Annotated in this window: 14 protein-coding genes; 8 read left to right on the top strand and 6 right to left on the bottom strand. The window is 63.2% G+C overall.

The genetic code is table 11. The features are described 5' to 3' along the window. The first annotated feature begins 44 nt into the window (after positions 1-44). The 5 genes from AC07OV_RS04205 (at position 45) to AC07OV_RS04185 (ending at position 4,913) form a co-directional block, all read left to right on the top strand. Entirely contained in the window at positions 45-653 is a 609-nt protein-coding gene (locus AC07OV_RS04205; RefSeq protein WP_494995886.1) for a LysE family translocator, read from the top strand. Positions 654-806: 153 nt separating this feature from the next. Beyond that, positions 807-1,814 carry a hypothetical protein gene (locus AC07OV_RS04200; RefSeq protein WP_495091651.1) on the top strand — a complete coding sequence of 336 codons (1,008 nt, stop codon included), beginning with the start codon at positions 807-809 and terminating at the stop codon, positions 1,812-1,814. A 413-nt stretch (positions 1,815-2,227) separates the two neighbouring features. Beyond that, positions 2,228-2,896, top strand: coding sequence for a signal peptidase I (lepB, locus tag AC07OV_RS04195; protein ID WP_494995884.1), 669 nt, complete (start codon positions 2,228-2,230; stop codon positions 2,894-2,896). A gap of 70 nt (positions 2,897-2,966) precedes the next feature. After that, on the top strand, positions 2,967-3,950 hold the full coding sequence (locus tag AC07OV_RS04190) for a GlxA family transcriptional regulator (RefSeq protein WP_494996017.1): 984 nt from the start codon (positions 2,967-2,969) through the stop codon (positions 3,948-3,950). Positions 3,951-3,995: 45 nt separating this feature from the next. Beyond that, positions 3,996-4,913 carry an ADP-ribosylglycohydrolase family protein gene (locus AC07OV_RS04185; protein ID WP_495091650.1) on the top strand — a complete coding sequence of 306 codons (918 nt, stop codon included), beginning with the start codon at positions 3,996-3,998 and terminating at the stop codon, positions 4,911-4,913. Here the strand turns inward: AC07OV_RS04185 and AC07OV_RS04180 are convergent. Genes AC07OV_RS04180 through AC07OV_RS04160 form a run of 5 tightly spaced genes read right to left on the bottom strand, consistent with a single transcriptional unit; the run spans position 4,895 to position 11,341 of the window. Beyond that, positions 4,895-6,154 (bottom strand): NAD(P)/FAD-dependent oxidoreductase, encoded by a 1,260-nt coding sequence (locus AC07OV_RS04180; RefSeq protein WP_495091649.1) that lies wholly within the window; start codon positions 6,152-6,154, stop codon positions 4,895-4,897. The genes AC07OV_RS04185 and AC07OV_RS04180 overlap by 19 nt on opposite strands. Positions 6,155-6,157: 3 nt before the next feature. Then, a complete protein-coding gene (locus tag AC07OV_RS04175) occupies positions 6,158-7,729 on the bottom strand; it encodes an aldehyde dehydrogenase (NADP(+)) (protein ID WP_495091648.1) in 1,572 nt (523 codons plus the stop codon). Between the two features lie 58 nt (positions 7,730-7,787). Further along, positions 7,788-8,735, bottom strand: a complete 948-nt coding sequence (locus AC07OV_RS04170) for a dihydrodipicolinate synthase family protein (protein WP_495091647.1) — start codon at positions 8,733-8,735, stop codon at positions 7,788-7,790. A 42-nt stretch (positions 8,736-8,777) separates the two neighbouring features. Continuing rightward, positions 8,778-9,704, bottom strand: coding sequence for a 4-hydroxyproline epimerase (locus AC07OV_RS04165; protein ID WP_495091646.1), 927 nt, complete (start codon positions 9,702-9,704; stop codon positions 8,778-8,780). Between the two features lie 11 nt (positions 9,705-9,715). Beyond that, a complete protein-coding gene (locus AC07OV_RS04160; protein ID WP_495091645.1) occupies positions 9,716-11,341 on the bottom strand; it encodes an APC family permease in 1,626 nt (541 codons plus the stop codon). Positions 11,342-11,528: 187 nt separating this feature from the next. On the opposite strand from AC07OV_RS04160, the gene AC07OV_RS04155 reads away from it, so the two are divergent. The 3 genes from AC07OV_RS04155 (at position 11,529) to AC07OV_RS04145 (ending at position 15,372) form a co-directional block, all read left to right on the top strand. Then, on the top strand, positions 11,529-12,296 hold the full coding sequence (locus AC07OV_RS04155; protein ID WP_495091674.1) for a PAS domain-containing protein: 768 nt from the start codon (positions 11,529-11,531) through the stop codon (positions 12,294-12,296). Between the two features lie 87 nt (positions 12,297-12,383). After that, positions 12,384-14,450, top strand: a complete 2,067-nt coding sequence (treS, locus tag AC07OV_RS04150) for a maltose alpha-D-glucosyltransferase (RefSeq protein ID WP_495091644.1) — start codon at positions 12,384-12,386, stop codon at positions 14,448-14,450. 73 nt (positions 14,451-14,523) lie between these two features. Beyond that, positions 14,524-15,372 (top strand): dioxygenase family protein, encoded by an 849-nt coding sequence (locus tag AC07OV_RS04145; RefSeq protein ID WP_495091643.1) that lies wholly within the window; start codon positions 14,524-14,526, stop codon positions 15,370-15,372. On the opposite strand, the gene AC07OV_RS04140 is transcribed toward AC07OV_RS04145, so the two are convergent. Further along, positions 15,345-16,217 carry a LysR substrate-binding domain-containing protein gene (locus tag AC07OV_RS04140; RefSeq protein WP_176995979.1) on the bottom strand — a complete coding sequence of 291 codons (873 nt, stop codon included), beginning with the start codon at positions 16,215-16,217 and terminating at the stop codon, positions 15,345-15,347. The two genes, AC07OV_RS04145 and AC07OV_RS04140, sit on opposite strands and share 28 nt — an antisense overlap. Positions 16,218-16,223: the final 6 nt, after the last annotated feature.

Here is a 16,223-nt window from a genome sequence, read left to right as displayed (position 1 = left end):
ACCACTACTGTCGCAGGCATACCTCTTCGCTTGGATGCCGCGCCATGTTCATGTCTACCAGCCTGTTGTCGGCCTTTGTGCTGTTCGCCTTTGTGTCGTCGATCACGCCGGGGCCCAACAACACCATGTTGCTGGCGTCGGGGGTGAACTTCGGTTTTCGTCGTTCCATGCCTCACGCGCTGGGGATCAGCGTGGGGTTCATGCTGTTGGTGATTTCGGTCGGGCTGGGGCTGGGTGAGGTGTTCAAGGTCTTCCCATGGGCCTACAGCATATTGCGCTATGCCGGCGCCGCGTACTTGCTGTACCTGGCGTGGAAAATCGCCAACGCCGGGGGCATGTCCGAGGGCAGTGATGCACAGGGCAAGCCGATGACATTCCTGGGCGCCGCAGCCTTTCAGTGGGTCAACCCCAAGGCGTGGATCATGGCGTTGGGGGCGATCACCACCTACACGCCGGCCGAGGGCTACGTGACCAATGTGCTGGTGATTGCCCTGGTGTTTGCCGTGGTCAACTTGCCCAGTGTCTGTGTGTGGGTGGTGTGTGGCAGTGGGCTGCGCAATGTGCTGCGCGAACCGCGCTGGCTGCGGCTGTTCAACTGGTCGATGGCGGGGCTGTTGGTGGTGTCGTTGTACCCGATGCTGGTTGCCAGCTGATATAGCCGCGTGCCGCCATTGACGGGGTTTGATGGGCTACTGCATGCTCGGCGCTGCATGTCAGGCCTGCTACGGGATGTTGCGGCACGAAGCGATTGAACGGGCGTCGGGTTCGAAGTATCGCTTCAGAATCCTTCTATGAGAAACCCGAGCGTGAAGCGTCCCCTCGTCCTTGCTGTGCTCATGGCGGCGTCCGTCGCCGCCCATGCCGACAACCTCGTCGGCATCCGCGCCATCGAAACCACCTACCACCAATTACTCACCGAGCTTGACCGCAGCCGCGGTGGCCGGCCGGATGCCGACACCCGTCAACGCATCACCACGGCCGCCCAGGCGTTCCAGGCGACGATGCAGCGCGATGGCGGTGCGCGTGACAACCTCAACACCGACGTGAAGAACATCGTCGCCTCCCTGAGCGACGGCAGCTACAGCGCCGACGGCAGCATTCGCGCGTTGCAGCGTGATGCCAAGGGCAGCGTGATCGACGCCGGCCCCTGGAAGCCGGCCCTGGCCGGTAACCCCATCGCCGAGCCGATCGGCACCCATCTGAACCAGACCAGCGAAGGCGACTGCGTGGGCATTTCGGTGGTCAAGGCGTTCTCCAACACCCAGATGGGCGCGCAGATCCTGCAACGCGGTGTCACGCTCAATACGGACGGCAGTTTTAATGTGAGCCTGCCGGGCGCGCCTTCAACGGTGTTCCACCTGCAAGCCGCCGACCTCGACCAGTACGGCAAGGGCGACGCGCCCGCTGCGGCGGTGGTAGGGGCGATGTTCCAGTATTTCCACCTCGACCCGGCCAAGGGCTCGCTGCCAACCAACAAGGTCATGGAGCTGCTGGCCGGCCAATACGGTGATCACCAGCGCCTGGCCGATGCCCACAGTTCACCCCAGGACATCACCCAGTTTCTGCTGAGCCACGCGAGTGTGGTGGGCAGCCGGGCGGCCATCGTGTTCGGCGGCAAACCGGCGCGTAATGGGGATTGGTCCAAAGGCGACGGGCATGCCTTTGCGATCATTCATATCGACCCGGCGAGCGGCCAGCTCAGTTACACCAACCCCTGGAACGAGGGTGTGCAGGTGCGCACGATTGCGATCAGCGACCTGGCGGCGCAGGCCGCGGGTACCTCGGCAGATTTCGAAATGGTGACGTTCCGCTGACTACTGCTTAAACCGGGGAGATGGTTGCCAGCAGGCCGATGCCGATGGTCAGCACCAGAAAGCCGAACAGGAAAAGTGCCATCTTGGTCATAAGGCCTCCGAAGGGAAGGGGACGGCAGGGAGATTCCTGCCGTGCTCGACAAGGGTGTCGGGAGTGACGCCATTGTCCGCCCGGGGCAGATTTCGATACAGACGCAGATGCAAAAGAAAAAACCGTATCAGATGGGGTTGTGAGGGCTCAGTACAGGGCTTTGCAGAGCACCGGCTTTATGAAGATCAGGCGTTGATGCCGTGCATTGCACGCCTCGCCCTGTGCCTTAATGTAATCTTCATGCCGGGCAGTGATTGTTGCCAAAAGTGACCGTGGCTGGCGTAGAGACGGCTCTACGCCGATTGATGCAGAGCGAGGATGTATGCGACGTTGGCTGAGCAAGTACCGTTACGCGATCATTTTTTGGCTGTGCTTCGGCATCTTCCGTACCTCGTTGGCCGACTGGAACCCGATCCCCTCCGGCTCCATGCGCCCGACCCTGGTGGAAGGCGATGTGGTGTTGGTCAACCGTGTCGCCTATGACCTCAAGCTGCCGCTCACGGACATCTCCGTGGCCGAGTTGGCCAACCCGCAACGCGGCGACGTGGTGACGTTTTCCTCGCCCAAGGACGGCGAGCGCCTGATCAAGCGCATCGTCGGCATCCCCGGCGACACCCTGCAAATGAAGGACGAGGTGCTGTGGGTCAACGGTGTGCCGGCCATCTATCAGGATGAGCAGGCGATCAGCGAACCCATGGGGCCGGGGCAGACCATCCCGGGCATCAAGCTCACTGAACTGGCCAACAGCAGCCGGCGCACCGTGCAGTTCATGCCGGCCGTGCGCGCCGCACGGGACTTCGGCCCGGTGGTGGTGCCGGCCGACAGCTACTTCATGCTCGGCGACAACCGCGACAACAGCGCCGATTCACGCTACATCGGCTTTGTGCCGCGCCGCCTGTTGATCGGGCATGCGCACCATATCCTGGCCTCCGCGAAGATCCTCGATAACTGGATGCCACGATTTAGCCGCTTTGGCTCGCCAATCCTCTAAGATAGCGCCCACTGCATCAACAATAAGAGTGGGCCAACCCTCGATGGAAAGACGCCAATTCAGCGGTGGCATGAAAGGCAAGAACCTGCGCTACCTGAATGAAAACCCGCAACAGCCGACGCCGGCCACCCGCGTCGGCTTCTTGTTGCTCGAACATTTCTCCCTGCCGGCCTTCACCCAGACCCTCGACACCCTGGTGACCGCCAACCTGTTGCGCCCGCAACTGTTTGCCACACGCACCTTCGGCTGGGGCGATGGCGAAGTCATCAGCGACCTGGGCCTGGTGATCCGCCCGGATGCGCGCCTTGAACCGGCAGTGATGCAAGACCTTGACCTGCTGGTGATCTGCGGCGGTTTTCGCACCGAGCTCAAGGCCAGTGATGAGTTCAACCAGTTGCTGTGCAGCGCCGCCGAACACGGCGTGAACCTCGCCGGGTTGTGGAATGGCTCCTGGTTCCTCGGCCGCGCCGGGTTACTGCAAGGCTACCGCTGCGCCATCCACCCCGAACACCGCCCGGCGCTGGCGGAAGTGGCCAAGGCGGCGCAGGTCACCAGCGAACCCTACGTGATCGACCGCGACCGCCTCACGGCCTCCAGCCCTTCGGGCGCTTTCCACATGGCGCTCGACTGGATCAAGAGCCTGCACGGCAAGGCGCTGGTCGAAGGCATCGAAGACATTCTGTCCTTCGAAGAGTCGCGCTACCGGCGCATCAAGCCGACCGAAAACGTGTGCGTCAGCGCGCCCCTGCGTGAAGTGGTCAAGCTGATGGATTCCAACCTCGAAGAACCCCTGGAGCTGGACCAACTGGCGGTCTACGCCGGTCGCTCGCGCCGTCAGTTGGAGCGGTTGTTCAAGGAGCAACTGGGCACCACCCCGCAACGCTATTACATGGAACTGCGGGTCACCGAGGCGCGGCGGCTGTTGCAGCACACCGAGCTGTCACAGGTGGACGTGCTGGTGGCGTGCGGGTTTGTGTCGCCGAGTCATTTCAGCAAGTGTTACAGCGCGTATTTCGGATATCGCCCCTCCAAGGAGAAACGGTTGGTCAAGTAGCATGGCCCCTGTTTGTCTGGATGGGCTTTTTATCAAGGAATGCTGATGTCTGTTACGTGTGTGGACCGCTATCGCGGGAGTTTGCTGGGGTTGGCGTGCGGTGATGCGGTGGGCACCACCGTTGAATTCAAGCCTCGGGGCTCGTTTGAACCCCTGGTGGATATGGTGGGCGGTGGCCCGTTCAACCTGAAGCGTGGCCAATGGACCGACGATACGTCGATGGCGCTGTGCCTCGCCGAGAGCCTGATACGCAAGGGCGGCTTCGATGCCGCGGACCAGATGGGGCGTTACCTGAACTGGTGGACATGGGGCTATTTGAGCTCGACGGGCGAGTGTTTTGATATCGGCCTGACGGTGCGTACCGCGTTGGCGAAGTATCAGGAGGACGGTGACCCGTTTGCGGGCTCTACCGACCCGTTTTCTGCGGGCAATGGTTCGCTGATGCGCTTGGCACCGGTGGTGTTGTTTTATTTCCCGGACCGGGAAAAGGTTCGCCTCTACAGTGGTGAAAGTTCGCGAACGACCCACGCCGCTCAAGAGGCCATCGAGTGTTGCTGGCTGCTGGCCGAAGCGCTGTCAAATGCCTTGGACGGACGCCCCAAGGACCAGGTTCTACAGCTATCTCATCTCACAGTGAGCGCGCCCAAAGTCGAGGCCATCGCACGCGGTGAGTACCGCGACAAACCCCGAGAAGACATCATCGGCTCGGGGTATTCGGTGGCGGCACTGGAGGCAGCATTCTGGTGTTTTCATCACACCCACAGCTTTGCTGGCGCCGTGTTGGCGGCGGCCAACCTGGGCAACGATGCCGACACCACGGCCGCCATCGTAGGGCAACTGGCTGGCGCTTTTTACGGTGTACAAGGTATCCCGGCGCACTGGCTGGATACCTTGCATATGCGCGATGAGATCCAGGAGATGGCCGACGCGCTATTGAAGGCTTCTCAAAACCTGTCCAGTTGATAGGACGCAATCGTAGGCAAGCCTGAGAATGTCGGGGCTGGTGAAGCTAATTGCCCCACCATCTCCGCCGTCACCGCCGCCTGCGTCAACCCCAGGTGCTGATGCCCGAACGCAAGCAGCACCTTGCCGTCGCACACCCGGTCGATGATCGGCAACGAGTCCGGCAGGGAGGGCCGAAAGCCCATCCAGGGGGTGGCGTTGCGGGTGTTCAGGTCTTCGCGGAACAAGCCCTGGCTCAAGCGGTGCAGTTGCCAGGCGCGTTGCATGTTGGCCGGGCGTTCCAGCCCGGCGAATTCCACCGTGCCGGCCAGGCGCAAGCCGCCGGCCATGGGCGTCATGATGAACTTGCGCTCAAGCGACGTAACGGCAAACGGCAAGCGTTGATGTTCATGGGGCAGCATCAGGTGGTAACCACGCTCGGTGTCCAGCGGCACGTGTTTGCCCGTCAGCGCTGCGGTGAGCCTGGCTGAATGGGCGCCGCAGGCGATCAGCACCTGGCGGGCCGCGAAGGTACCTTGATCACAGACTAACGAAACGCCATCGGCGTGTACTCGGCCATCCACGGCGCGTTGCTTGAGAAACTGCACGCCCTCGGCCTTGGCGGCGCTGACCAGCTCGCACACCACCTGGTACGGGTCGAGAAAATGCCCGGTGGCGGGGAAGAACAGCCCGCCTTGAATACCCTCGCTCAATTGCGGCGCGGCTTCACGGATAGCATCGCCAGACCAGTAGGCCACCGGCACGTTTTGCTGCTGCATGCGCACCTGCACCGCATCAAGGGCGGCACGGGAGTCGGCGCGTTCATACACCAGCAGCGAGCCGTCTTCGCGCAACAACTGCGGGCGCCCGATAGACCCCAACACACGTTGCCAGGCACCCAGGCTGCCTTCGTTCAGCGCGCGGATACCCGCCACGGTACGCCGGTAGCTGGTCGGGCGCAGGTTGAGCAGCAGGCGCACAAACCAGGGCAGGGCGCGGGGCAGGTACTTCCAGTCCAGCCGCAGCGGGCCCATGGGGTCCAGCAGCATGGCGGGCAGGCGCTTGAGGATCGATGCGTCGGCGATGGGAAACACCTGCTCGGTTGCCAGGTGCCCGGCGTTGCCGTAGGACGCGCCCATGCCCGGTTCTTGCGGGTCTATCACAACGACGCGCAGGCCCTGACGCGCCAATTGCAGGGCAGAGGCGACGCCGATGATGCCGGCGCCAACAACGGCGATGTCTGCGCGGTGGGAGTCGGGCATGGTTTAGGCCTCTCTCTGGCCGTTGAGCAAGCGTCGCAACAGCAGCGGGTTGCCGTGTTGCAGGGCGTCGGGCAGCAGGGTGTCGGGGAAGTCCTGGTAGCACACCGGGCGCAGGAACCGCAGGATTGCCGCCGTGCCGACCGAGGTGCTGCGCGAGTCGGAGGTGGCTGGGAACGGCCCGCCGTGGACCATGGCGTCACACACTTCCACCCCCGTCGGCCAACCGTTGACCAGCAAGCGTCCGGCCTTGCGCTCCAGCACCGGGAGCAATGCCTTGGCGCAGGGCAAGTCAGCCTCATCCAGGTGCAAGGTGGCCGTGAGTTGGCCTTCGAGGTGTTCGGAAACCTCGCGTACTTCAGCTTCGCTTGTGCAGATCACCACCAGCGAGGCCGCGCCGAATACTTCAGCTTGCAGGTGCGTGTTGGTCAAAAACGCCTTGGCCTGGGTGACGAACAGATGGGCTTGGCCCTGGTTCGGTCCCTGGGCTTCCAGGCCTTTGGCGACAACGTTGGCATGGGCTGCCAAGCCGCCGACGCCCGTTTGGTAAGCGCTGAAAATGCCGGGCGTGAGCATGGTCTGGGCGGCGCACTGTGCGAGGTGTTCACCGGCCGCGCCGATGAAGCGATCCAATCCGGTTCCAGCGATGGCAATCACCAGGCCGGGGTTGGTGCAAAACTGCCCGGCGCCCTGGGTCAGCGAGGTGACAAACCCTTGGGCCAAACCTTCAGCCCGCGCTTCAAGTGCCGCAGCAAACAGGTACACCGGGTTGATCGAACTCATTTCGGCATACACCGGAATCGGCTCCGGCCGTGCCTGTGCCGCCTGGGTCAAGGCAACGCCACCGCTGCGCGAACCGGTAAACCCGACCGCCTTGATACGCGGGTCAGTCACCAGCGCAATGCCCACCTCACGGCCTGAGCCGTACAGCAGCGAAAACACACCGTCTGGCAGTCCGCACTGATTGACCGCCTGGGCCACCGCGCGCCCCACCAGCTCACTGGTGCCCGGGTGTGCACCATGGGCCTTGACGATCACCGGGCAACCCGCGGCGAGTGCCGACGCCGTATCGCCGCCTGCTACGGAAAAGGCCAGCGGGAAATTGCTGGCGCCAAACACCGCCACCGGGCCCAACGGCACATGGCGTTGGCGCAGGTCGGCACGGGGCAGGGGCTGGCGCTCGGGTTGTGCGGTGTCGACGCGCACGTCCATCCATTCACCGGCGCGCACGGTACGGGCAAAGGTGCGCAGTTGCCCGCAGGTCCGGCCGCGCTCACCGAGAATGCGCGGGCGCGGCAGGCCGGTTTCGGCCACGGCGCGTTCAATCAGCTCATCGCCCAAGGCTTCGATCTTGTCAGCGATGGTTTCAAGAAACGTCGCGCGGTCCGCCAGGGAGGTTTCACGGTAAGTGTCAAAAGCGGCCCAGGCCAAGGCGCAGGCTTGAGCGACATGCTCGCCGTTGCCACCGGCGTAGGCCGGTTCCAACGCTGTGTCGGTGGCGGGGTTGATGGCCCGGATCGCTTCGCGATTGCCAGAGAGTGAGTGCTGACCGATCAGCATCTTGCCCGTCAGAGTCATAGGGTCGTCCTGAAAAAAAGAGGGTGGGCCGCTGTGAGAACCACAGCGGCGCGCAGGGTCAGGCTACGTTCTGTTCAGCCGACCAGTTGGCATACCACTGGCGGAACAGCGCGTATTGCTGCTCGGCATAGCGGCGCTGGGCGTCGCTGAGCACGTCGGTCTCGTTGAAATGCAGGGCGTAGCCCTGGTCGCCGTTGAGCACCATCAAGTGCTTGTAATACAGCACCAGGTCGCAGCCTTCGTCGAAGGACGACAGCACTGCCAGCGCCGCTTCCAGTTCACGGGCCAGGCGACGGGCCTTGGCATCGCCCTTGGCGGCTCTTTTGCTCAGCGCCACCAGGTGCAGCACTTCTCGTGGCAGCGCGTTGCCGATGCCGGTGATGGCGCCGGTGGCGTTGCAGTTGACGAAACCGTGGACCACTTGGGTATCGACGCCGACCATCAGGGTCACGGCATCGTCCTGGGAGGTGATGTTCTCTGCGGCGTAACGCAGGTCGGCACCGCCGCCGAATTCCTTGAAGCCAATCAGGTTAGGGTGTTCGCGGCGCAGTTCGAAGAACAGGTCGGCGCGGGTGGCGAAGCCGTAGTACGGGCTGTTGTAGATCACCGCCGGCAGGTTAGGCGCGGCATTGAGGATCGCGGCAAAGTGGGCCTTTTGTGCGGTGGCCGAAGCACCCCGCGACAGCACCCGTGGAATCACCATCAAACCGTGGGCGCCGACCTTGGCGGCATGGGCGGCGTGGGCCACGGCTTCACGGCTGTTCACCGCGCCGGTGCCGACGATAGTCGGTACGCCGGCCGCAACCAGGCGCGCCACGCCTTCCTGGCGTTGGGCTTCGGTGAGCAACGGCCAGTCACCCATGGAGCCGCAATACACCACGGCGCTCATGCCGATGTCGATCAGTTCACGGCCCTTGGCGACCAGTGCGTCGAAGTCTGGCTGGCGCTCGGCGGTGCACGGGGTCATCAGCGCGGGGATGCAACCGGTGAAGATGTTGTCGCTCATTGTTCTTGCTCCTTACAACGTTCAGATAAACACGGCGGGGGCTCAGATGCCCCAGGCGAAAGGGTCTTGCTCGTCGATCAGCAGGGTGCTGTCGGCGGTCATGTAGGCGCGGCCGGTGATGAAGGGGCTCACGTGTTCGCCATCCCATTCATAACGGCCTTCGAATTGGCTACCGGTGATGCTGGCTTGTACCCAGGTTTCACCGGGCTGCAATTTCCTGTCGGCGGCCAGGCACGCGAGTTTGGCGCTGGTGCCGGTGCCGCACGGCGAGCGGTCGTAGGCTTTGCCGGGGCACATCACGAAGTTGCGGCTGTTGGCGTGGGCGTCGTCGGCGAACAGTTCGATGTGGTCGATCAGTGCGCCGTCCGCCCCGTGGATGCCCTGGTCTTCCAGGGCCTTGAGCATCGCCCAGGTGTAGTCGGTGAGGGCGTCGACGTTGCCCATGTGCAGGACCTGGCCGTGGTCCGACACCAGGAAAAACCAGTTGCCGCCCCAGGCAATATCCCCGAGCACCTCGCCGTAGCCCGGAACCTGGACCGCCACCTGCTGGCGCAAGCGGTAGGCTGGCACGTTGCGCAGGGTCACGGCGCCGTCGGCGTGCAGGGTGGCAGTCACCGGGCCCACTGGCGTATCAATCGTGTGATTCCCCGGCGTGATGCGCCCCAAGTGGTGCAACGAGGCAACCAGGCCGATCGTGCCGTGGCCGCACATGCCCAGGTAACCGGCGTTGTTGAAGAAGATCACCCCGCAGGTTGCCCCGGGCGTGACGGGTTCGCAGTACAGCGCACCCACCAACACATCATTGCCACGCGGTTCCAGTAGGCAGGCACGGCGCCATTGATCGTGCTGGGTGCGCAGGTTGTGCAGTTTGTCGGCGATGGTCGCGCCGGTGAGTTCGGGGAACCCGTTCATCACCAGGCGCGTGGGTTCTCCGCCGGTGTGGGAGTCGATAACGTGCAGCCGTTTCATAGAACGCTCCATCAATGGGTAGCCGGGGACAGTGGGGCGCGGTAGGGGGCTTCGCTGACGGCTTCGCTTTCGTCGTCTTCGGTTTCCAGGCGTACCAGGTGCGCCGGCACACCAGTCGCCGCGCCCCAGTAATAGATGCCCAAGGCGCAGACCGCGACGACCACCGTGTCAAACGGATGGCTGATTACGCCGATGCCACCAAAACTGCCGAGCTTGGACAGCAGGATGGTCACCGCGTAAAAGCCGATCAGCCACGCCGACGAGCGCACTTGTTGCTTGAGATTCAGGTGGGCGGTGGGCACCCAGCGCGCGCACAACAGGTACACCACGAACATCAGGATCTGCAGGCCGAGCAGCCAGGACACGGTGCTCCACCCCGACCAGTACACGATCAGCGCCGCGATGATGAACGACAGCGGGCCGAGCACGCCCAGGCCCTTGACCCGGAACGGGCGCACCATGCCGGGGGCGTTGCGGCGCAGGGCGGCGACGGTGACCGGGGCCACGGCGTAGCTCAGGATCAGCGCAGCCGAGACCACGTTGATCAGCGCTTCCCAGGACGGGAACGGTAGGGTCCAGAACACCGACAGGCCAAAGGTCAGCCACAGCGCCGGGCGCGGGATGCCGGATTTCTCATCGATACGCGTGAAGATCTTGAAGAACGTGCCGGTCTGCGCCCAGCCATACACCACACGCGGCGTGGCGTTCATGTAGATGTTGCCGCAGCCGCTGGGAGAGATCACCGCATCGGCCACCACCAGGTAGGCCAGCCAACCCACGCCCAGGGCCAGGGCAATGTCGCGGTAAGGCAGGGCCAGTTCCTTGCTGATCCCGGCCCAGCCGTTGGCGAGCATTTCGGTGGGCACGCCGCCGAGGAAGGCGGTTTGCAGCAGCACGTAGATGGCGGTGGACAGCAGTACCGACAGGATCAGGGCGATGGGAATGGTGCGCTGCGGGTTCTTCACCTCGCTGGCCACCGAGATGATCGGCGTCAGGCCCAGGTAGGCGAAGATTACGCCCCCGGCCGAGACCGCCATTTCAATCCCCGACAGGCCGAACGGCGCAAAACCGTGGACCTGGAAGTTCGCCGGCTTGAAGAAGGTGAACAGCACGCCTATCACCAGCAACGGCACGATGAACTTGAACACGCTCACCAGGTTGTTGGCGATGGCGAAGGTCTTGACGCTGCGGTAGTTGAGGATGAAAAACAGGCAGAGCAGGGCGAACTGCACCAGCCAGCCGAGGGTGGTCGGGTCACTGGAACCGGCCTTGGTCAGCTCGGGGAACCACGCCGCTGCGTATTGGCGCGAGGCGACCACTTCAATCGCCACCAGGCTTGAAAACGCGATCAGCGTGATAAAGCCCATCAGGTAGCCCAGCAACGGGCCGTGGGAGTAGACCGGGTAGCGCACCACGCCACCGGCACGAGGCAACGCAGCACCCAGTTCGCAGTAGACAATGCCCAGCAACAGCACGGCAAAACCGCCGAGCAACCAGGAAAAAATCCCGGCCGGGCCTGCGATGGCCGACACGTGGCTGGCCGCGAATAACCAGCCCGAACCGAAGATGGCACCCAGCCCGATAAAGGTGAGGTCCATCAGTGAAAGTTGTTTCTTGAACTTGCCTTGACCTGACATGTTGGCGCCTTCTTGTGAGTTATTGGATAGGCATGCAGTGGCGATATCGTGAACCGATCAGCCCGGCCGCGATTGATGTTTTACGCAAGCGGGAATGACGAATTCGGCACAATGGCCGGCGCTCGACAGCGCCCTGGGCATGGGGCAATCTGCTCGGCGTCAGTGCCAGAATCAGAGGGTGAAAGTCATGCTGCAAAGCGCGTTTGCAAGCCTTTGCCAGGGGGACGAGGCCAATCGCCCCCAGAGCATCGAGCAGCTGTTGGCCGGGGTGGCGCAGCTGTTGCCGATGCTGGATGTGATCCCCAACGCGGCGATCTTTATCAAGGATGTCGACGCGCGCTACGTGCTTGCCAACCGCACCCTGGTGCAACGCTGCGGCCTGCGGCAGCTGCAACCATTGCTGGGCAAAACCAGCGCCGACGTGTTCCCCGCACAACTGGGGCCGGGGTACACCGAGCAGGACCGGCGCGTGCTTGAAGAAGGCCTGGTGCTCGAAGATCAGTTGGAGTTGCACCTGTACGGCAGCCGCGAACCCGGCTGGTGCCTGACCCACAAGTGGCCGTTGTACAACCACGCCTGCGAGATCATCGGGTTGGCCGGTATTTCGGTGGACTTGCAATCGGCCAGCGAAACCCACCCGGCGTACCAGCGCCTGGCGGCGGTGGACGAGCACATCCGCCAGCACTTCAACCGCCGCGTCACCTTGGGTGAACTGACCCGCATCGCCGGGATTTCCGTGGCGCAGCTGGAGCGCTACTGCAAGCGCGTGTTCCACCTGACACCGCGCCAGATGATCCAGAAAGTCCGCTTGGAACACGCGCACCGGCTGTTGCATACCGACCTGCCGATCACCGAGGTGGCGCTGCAATGCGGCTACACCGATCACAGTGCGTTCACCCGCCAGTTCAAGGCGTTGACCGGGTTTACGCCCAGGCAGTATCGGCAACTGGCCTGACTGCCCGGGATATCCAATGCAACGAATGCCGCCCGTTGCCGCTCCTATGCTTACGAGTAACCTTTCACGACGGCAGGTATCAGGCTTATGACGGCGGCGGACAAGGACCATGTGAACTGGCTGGTGGAACAATCGATGCTGCACGCGGCGCGCCAGCGGGCCAGGCTGTATTCGGGGCAGGGCCGGTTGTGGCAGCAACCCTATGCGCAGACGCGGCCGCGCGATGCGTCGGCGTTGTCATCGGTGTGGTTCACCGCGTACCCGGCGTCCATCGTCACCCGTGAAAACGGCACGGTGCTCGAAGCGTTGGGCGACGAGGCACTATGGCAGGCCTTGTCGAAAATCGGCATCCAGGGCATTCATAACGGCCCGTTGAAAAAGTCCGGTGGCCTGTCGGGTACCGAACACACGCCGACCATCGACGGTAATTTCGACCGCATCAGCTTCGAGATCGACCCGCAACTGGGCACCGAGGCGCAGTTGCAGGCCCTGACACGCATGGCCGCCGCGCACAACGCGGTGATCATCGACGACGTGATCCCGTCCCACACCGGCAAGGGCGCCGACTTCCGCCTCGCCGAAATGGCCTATGAAGACTATCCCGGCCTGTACCACATGGTGGAGATCCGAGAAGAAGACTGGGCGCTGTTGCCGGATATCACCCCGGGGCGTGATGCGCAGAACTCAAGCCCGCAGCAGGTCGATGCGTTGCGCGACAAGCATTACATCGTCGGCCAGTTGCAAAGGGTGATCTTCTTCGAGCCCGGGGTGAAGGAAACCGATTGGAGCGCCACGCCAGTGGTGGTGGGTGTGGATGGCAAACCACGCCGCTGGGTGTACCTGCACTATTTCAAGGAGGGCCAGCCGTCGCTGAATTGGCTGGACCCTTCGTTTGCCGCGCAGCAGATGATCATTGGTGATGCCCTGCACGCCATTGATGTGATGGGCGCGAAGATCCTGCGCCTGGATGCCAATGGCTTTCTCGGCGTGGAGCGCAAGCTGGACGGCACCGCGTGGTCGGAAAGCCACCCGTTGTCGATCACCGGCAACCAGCTGCTTGGCGGTGCGATCCGCAAGGCCGGCGGCTTCAGCTTTCAGGAATTGAACCTCACGGTCGACGATATCGCCGCCATGTCCCACGGCGGCGCCGATTTGTCCTATGACTTCATCACCCGCCCGGCTTACCAGCATGCATTGCTGATGGGTGACACCGAGTTCCTGCGCCTGATGCTGCGCGAGATGCACAGCCAGGGCATCGACCCTGGTTCGCTGATCCACGCCCTGCAGAACCACGACGAACTGACCCTGGAACTGGTGCATTTCTGGACCTTGCACGCCCACGACAGTTACCCCTACCAAGGCCAGACGTTCCCCGGCAACAGCCTGCGCGAGCACATCCGCGAGCAGATGTACGAGCGTTTGGCCGGAGAACAGGCACCGTACAACCTCAAGTTCGTGACCAACGGTGTGTCCTGCACCACCGCCAGTATCATCACCGCTGCGCTGGGCATTCGCGACCTGGAAGCCATCACGCCCGCCGATATCGTGCAGATCCGCCAGATCCATTTGCTGCTGGTGATGTACAACGCGATGCAGCCCGGGGTGTTTGCCTTGTCCGGCTGGGACCTAGTGGGCGCTCTGCCGCTCGCAGCCGATGAGGTGGCGCACCTGATGACCGATGGCGATACGCGCTGGATCCATCGCGGTGCCTATGACTTGGTGGACCTGAACCCCGAGGCGGTGCTCTCCGCAGGGCAAATGCCGCGTTCGAAAACCTTGTATGGCAGCTTGAACAGCCAGCTGCAGGACCCTGAATCCTTCGCGTCGCAGCTGCAGAAAATTCTGGCGGTACGTCGGGCCTACGACATCGCCGCCAGCCGCCAGATCCTGGTGCCCGATGTGGAGCACCCCGGCTTGCTGGTGATGGTCCACGAACTGCCGGCCGGGAAGGGCACGCAAATCACCGCGCTGAACTTTGGCGCGACACCCATCACCGAAACCTTGCACCTGCCCGACATTGCGCCCGGGCCGGTGGTGGACATCATCAATGAACGGGTCGAGGGCGACCTGACTGCCGAAGGGGATTTCACCATCACCCTGGATGCCTATGAGGGCCTGGCGCTGCGGGTGGTCAGCAGTACGCCGATGCTGTAGCAGGTTTCATGGAATAAAGGCGCGCACCGAGGCGTTCCATCAGTAACCGTCACCGCCTCGGAGCACGCACACCATGTCATCGATCACCCGACAAGCCCTCAAGAGCTTCGAAAACGCGCCCAACCCGCGTTTCAAACAGGTCATGCAAAGCCTGGTGCGCCACCTGCACGCGTTTGCCGACGAGGTGGAACTGACCGAGGAGGAATGGTGGGAGGGCATTCGCTTCCTGACCGATACCGGCCATATGTGCGATGGGTTTATCCGCCAGGAATTCATCCTGCTGTCGGACACCCTGGGGCTGTCGATGCTGGTGGATGAGATCAACCATCGCCAAGTCGCCAACGGCACCGAAACCACGGTGTTCGGGCCGTTCTATATCGACGGCATGCCGGACCGCGCCTTTGGTGAAAACATGGCATTCACCCCGGGCGACGCCACGCTGATCCACGGGCGTGTGCTGGATACTCACGGTCAACCCATGGCCGATGTGGTGCTGGATGTTTGGCAGACCGCCAGCAATGGCATGTATTCCGGGCAGGATGTCGACCAACCCACTGGCAACCTGCGCGGCCGCTACCGCACCGACGCCAACGGCAATTTCGCGATTCGTACCATTTTGCCGGTGTGCTACCCGGTGCCGACCGACGGGCCGGTGGGGCGCATGCTCGACGCCGCCCAGCGCCTGGCCTGGCGGCCGGGGCATGTGCATTTCGTGCTGGAACGTCCGGGTTACACCCGGCTGGTCACGCACCTGTTTACCGAGGGCGACCCGTACCTGGGCTCGGACGCGGTGTTTGGGGTCAAGCAGTCGTTGCAAGTGGTCTATGAGGACCGTGCTGAGCAAGATGAGTTGTCTGCTCAGGTCGGGATGCCGTTGCCGTTCAAGCGGGCGTATTACGAGTTTGTGCTGGAGAGCGAGTGAAGCGTCTGCATCAGCACGTCTTTCAGGCACGTCGCCGCCGGGGTCAAGGCGCGCCCGGCTGAGCTGAGGAACACATGCACGGAGGGCAGCGCCGGCAAGGCTTGGGTGGCACTGATGGCTTCCAGGCCCTGGGGCGCACTCATCTGCGTGCGCAAGGTAATACCCAGGCCGGCATTGACCGCCGCCCACAAGCCGGAGACGTTGGCGGTGGTAAACGCGATTTCCCAGGGGATCCCCGCTTCATCCAGCGCATTGATCGCCGCCGTGCGGAAGAAACACGGCGCTTCCAGCACCGCCAGTTGCACCGGTTCGCCGGCCTTCAACTGGTCGCCGGGGCGGCCGATCCACGCCATCGGCACGGTGGACAACACCTGGGCTTCCACGCTGACCTTGCCACTGAGCAACACACTCAGGTCAAGCTGGCCCTTTTCCAGGCGCTCGATCAGCGCGACGTTGCGGTCTACCGTGGCTTCGATGCGGATGTTGGGGTAGCAGCATTTGAACTGCTGCAACGCCAGGGGCAGCCAGGTGTGGACCAGGTCTCCGGAAAAGCCGAAACGCACCACGCCTTTGACTTTGATGCCGCTGATCACGGTGACGGCCTCGTCGTTCAGGTCAATCATGCGCCGGGCGTAGGCCAGCAATATTTCTCCGGCCTCGGTGAGCACACGTCCGCGACCTTGCTTGCGAAACAGCGGTTGGCCGATGCGGTGCTCCAGCTTCTGGATCTGCTGGCTGACGGCCGACTGGGAGCGCCCGACCTTATCGGCCGCACGGTTCATGGCCCCCAGTTGCTGGGCGGCGATCAGGGTGCGTAGCACGTCCAGGTCCAGATCGATGGGCATGGGGTT

The sequence above is a fragment of the Pseudomonas sp. GW821-FHT09A09 genome (assembly GCF_059418405.1).
The sequence above is the reverse complement of the archived record's forward strand: the minus strand, read 5'-3'. Positions and strand labels throughout refer to the sequence as shown.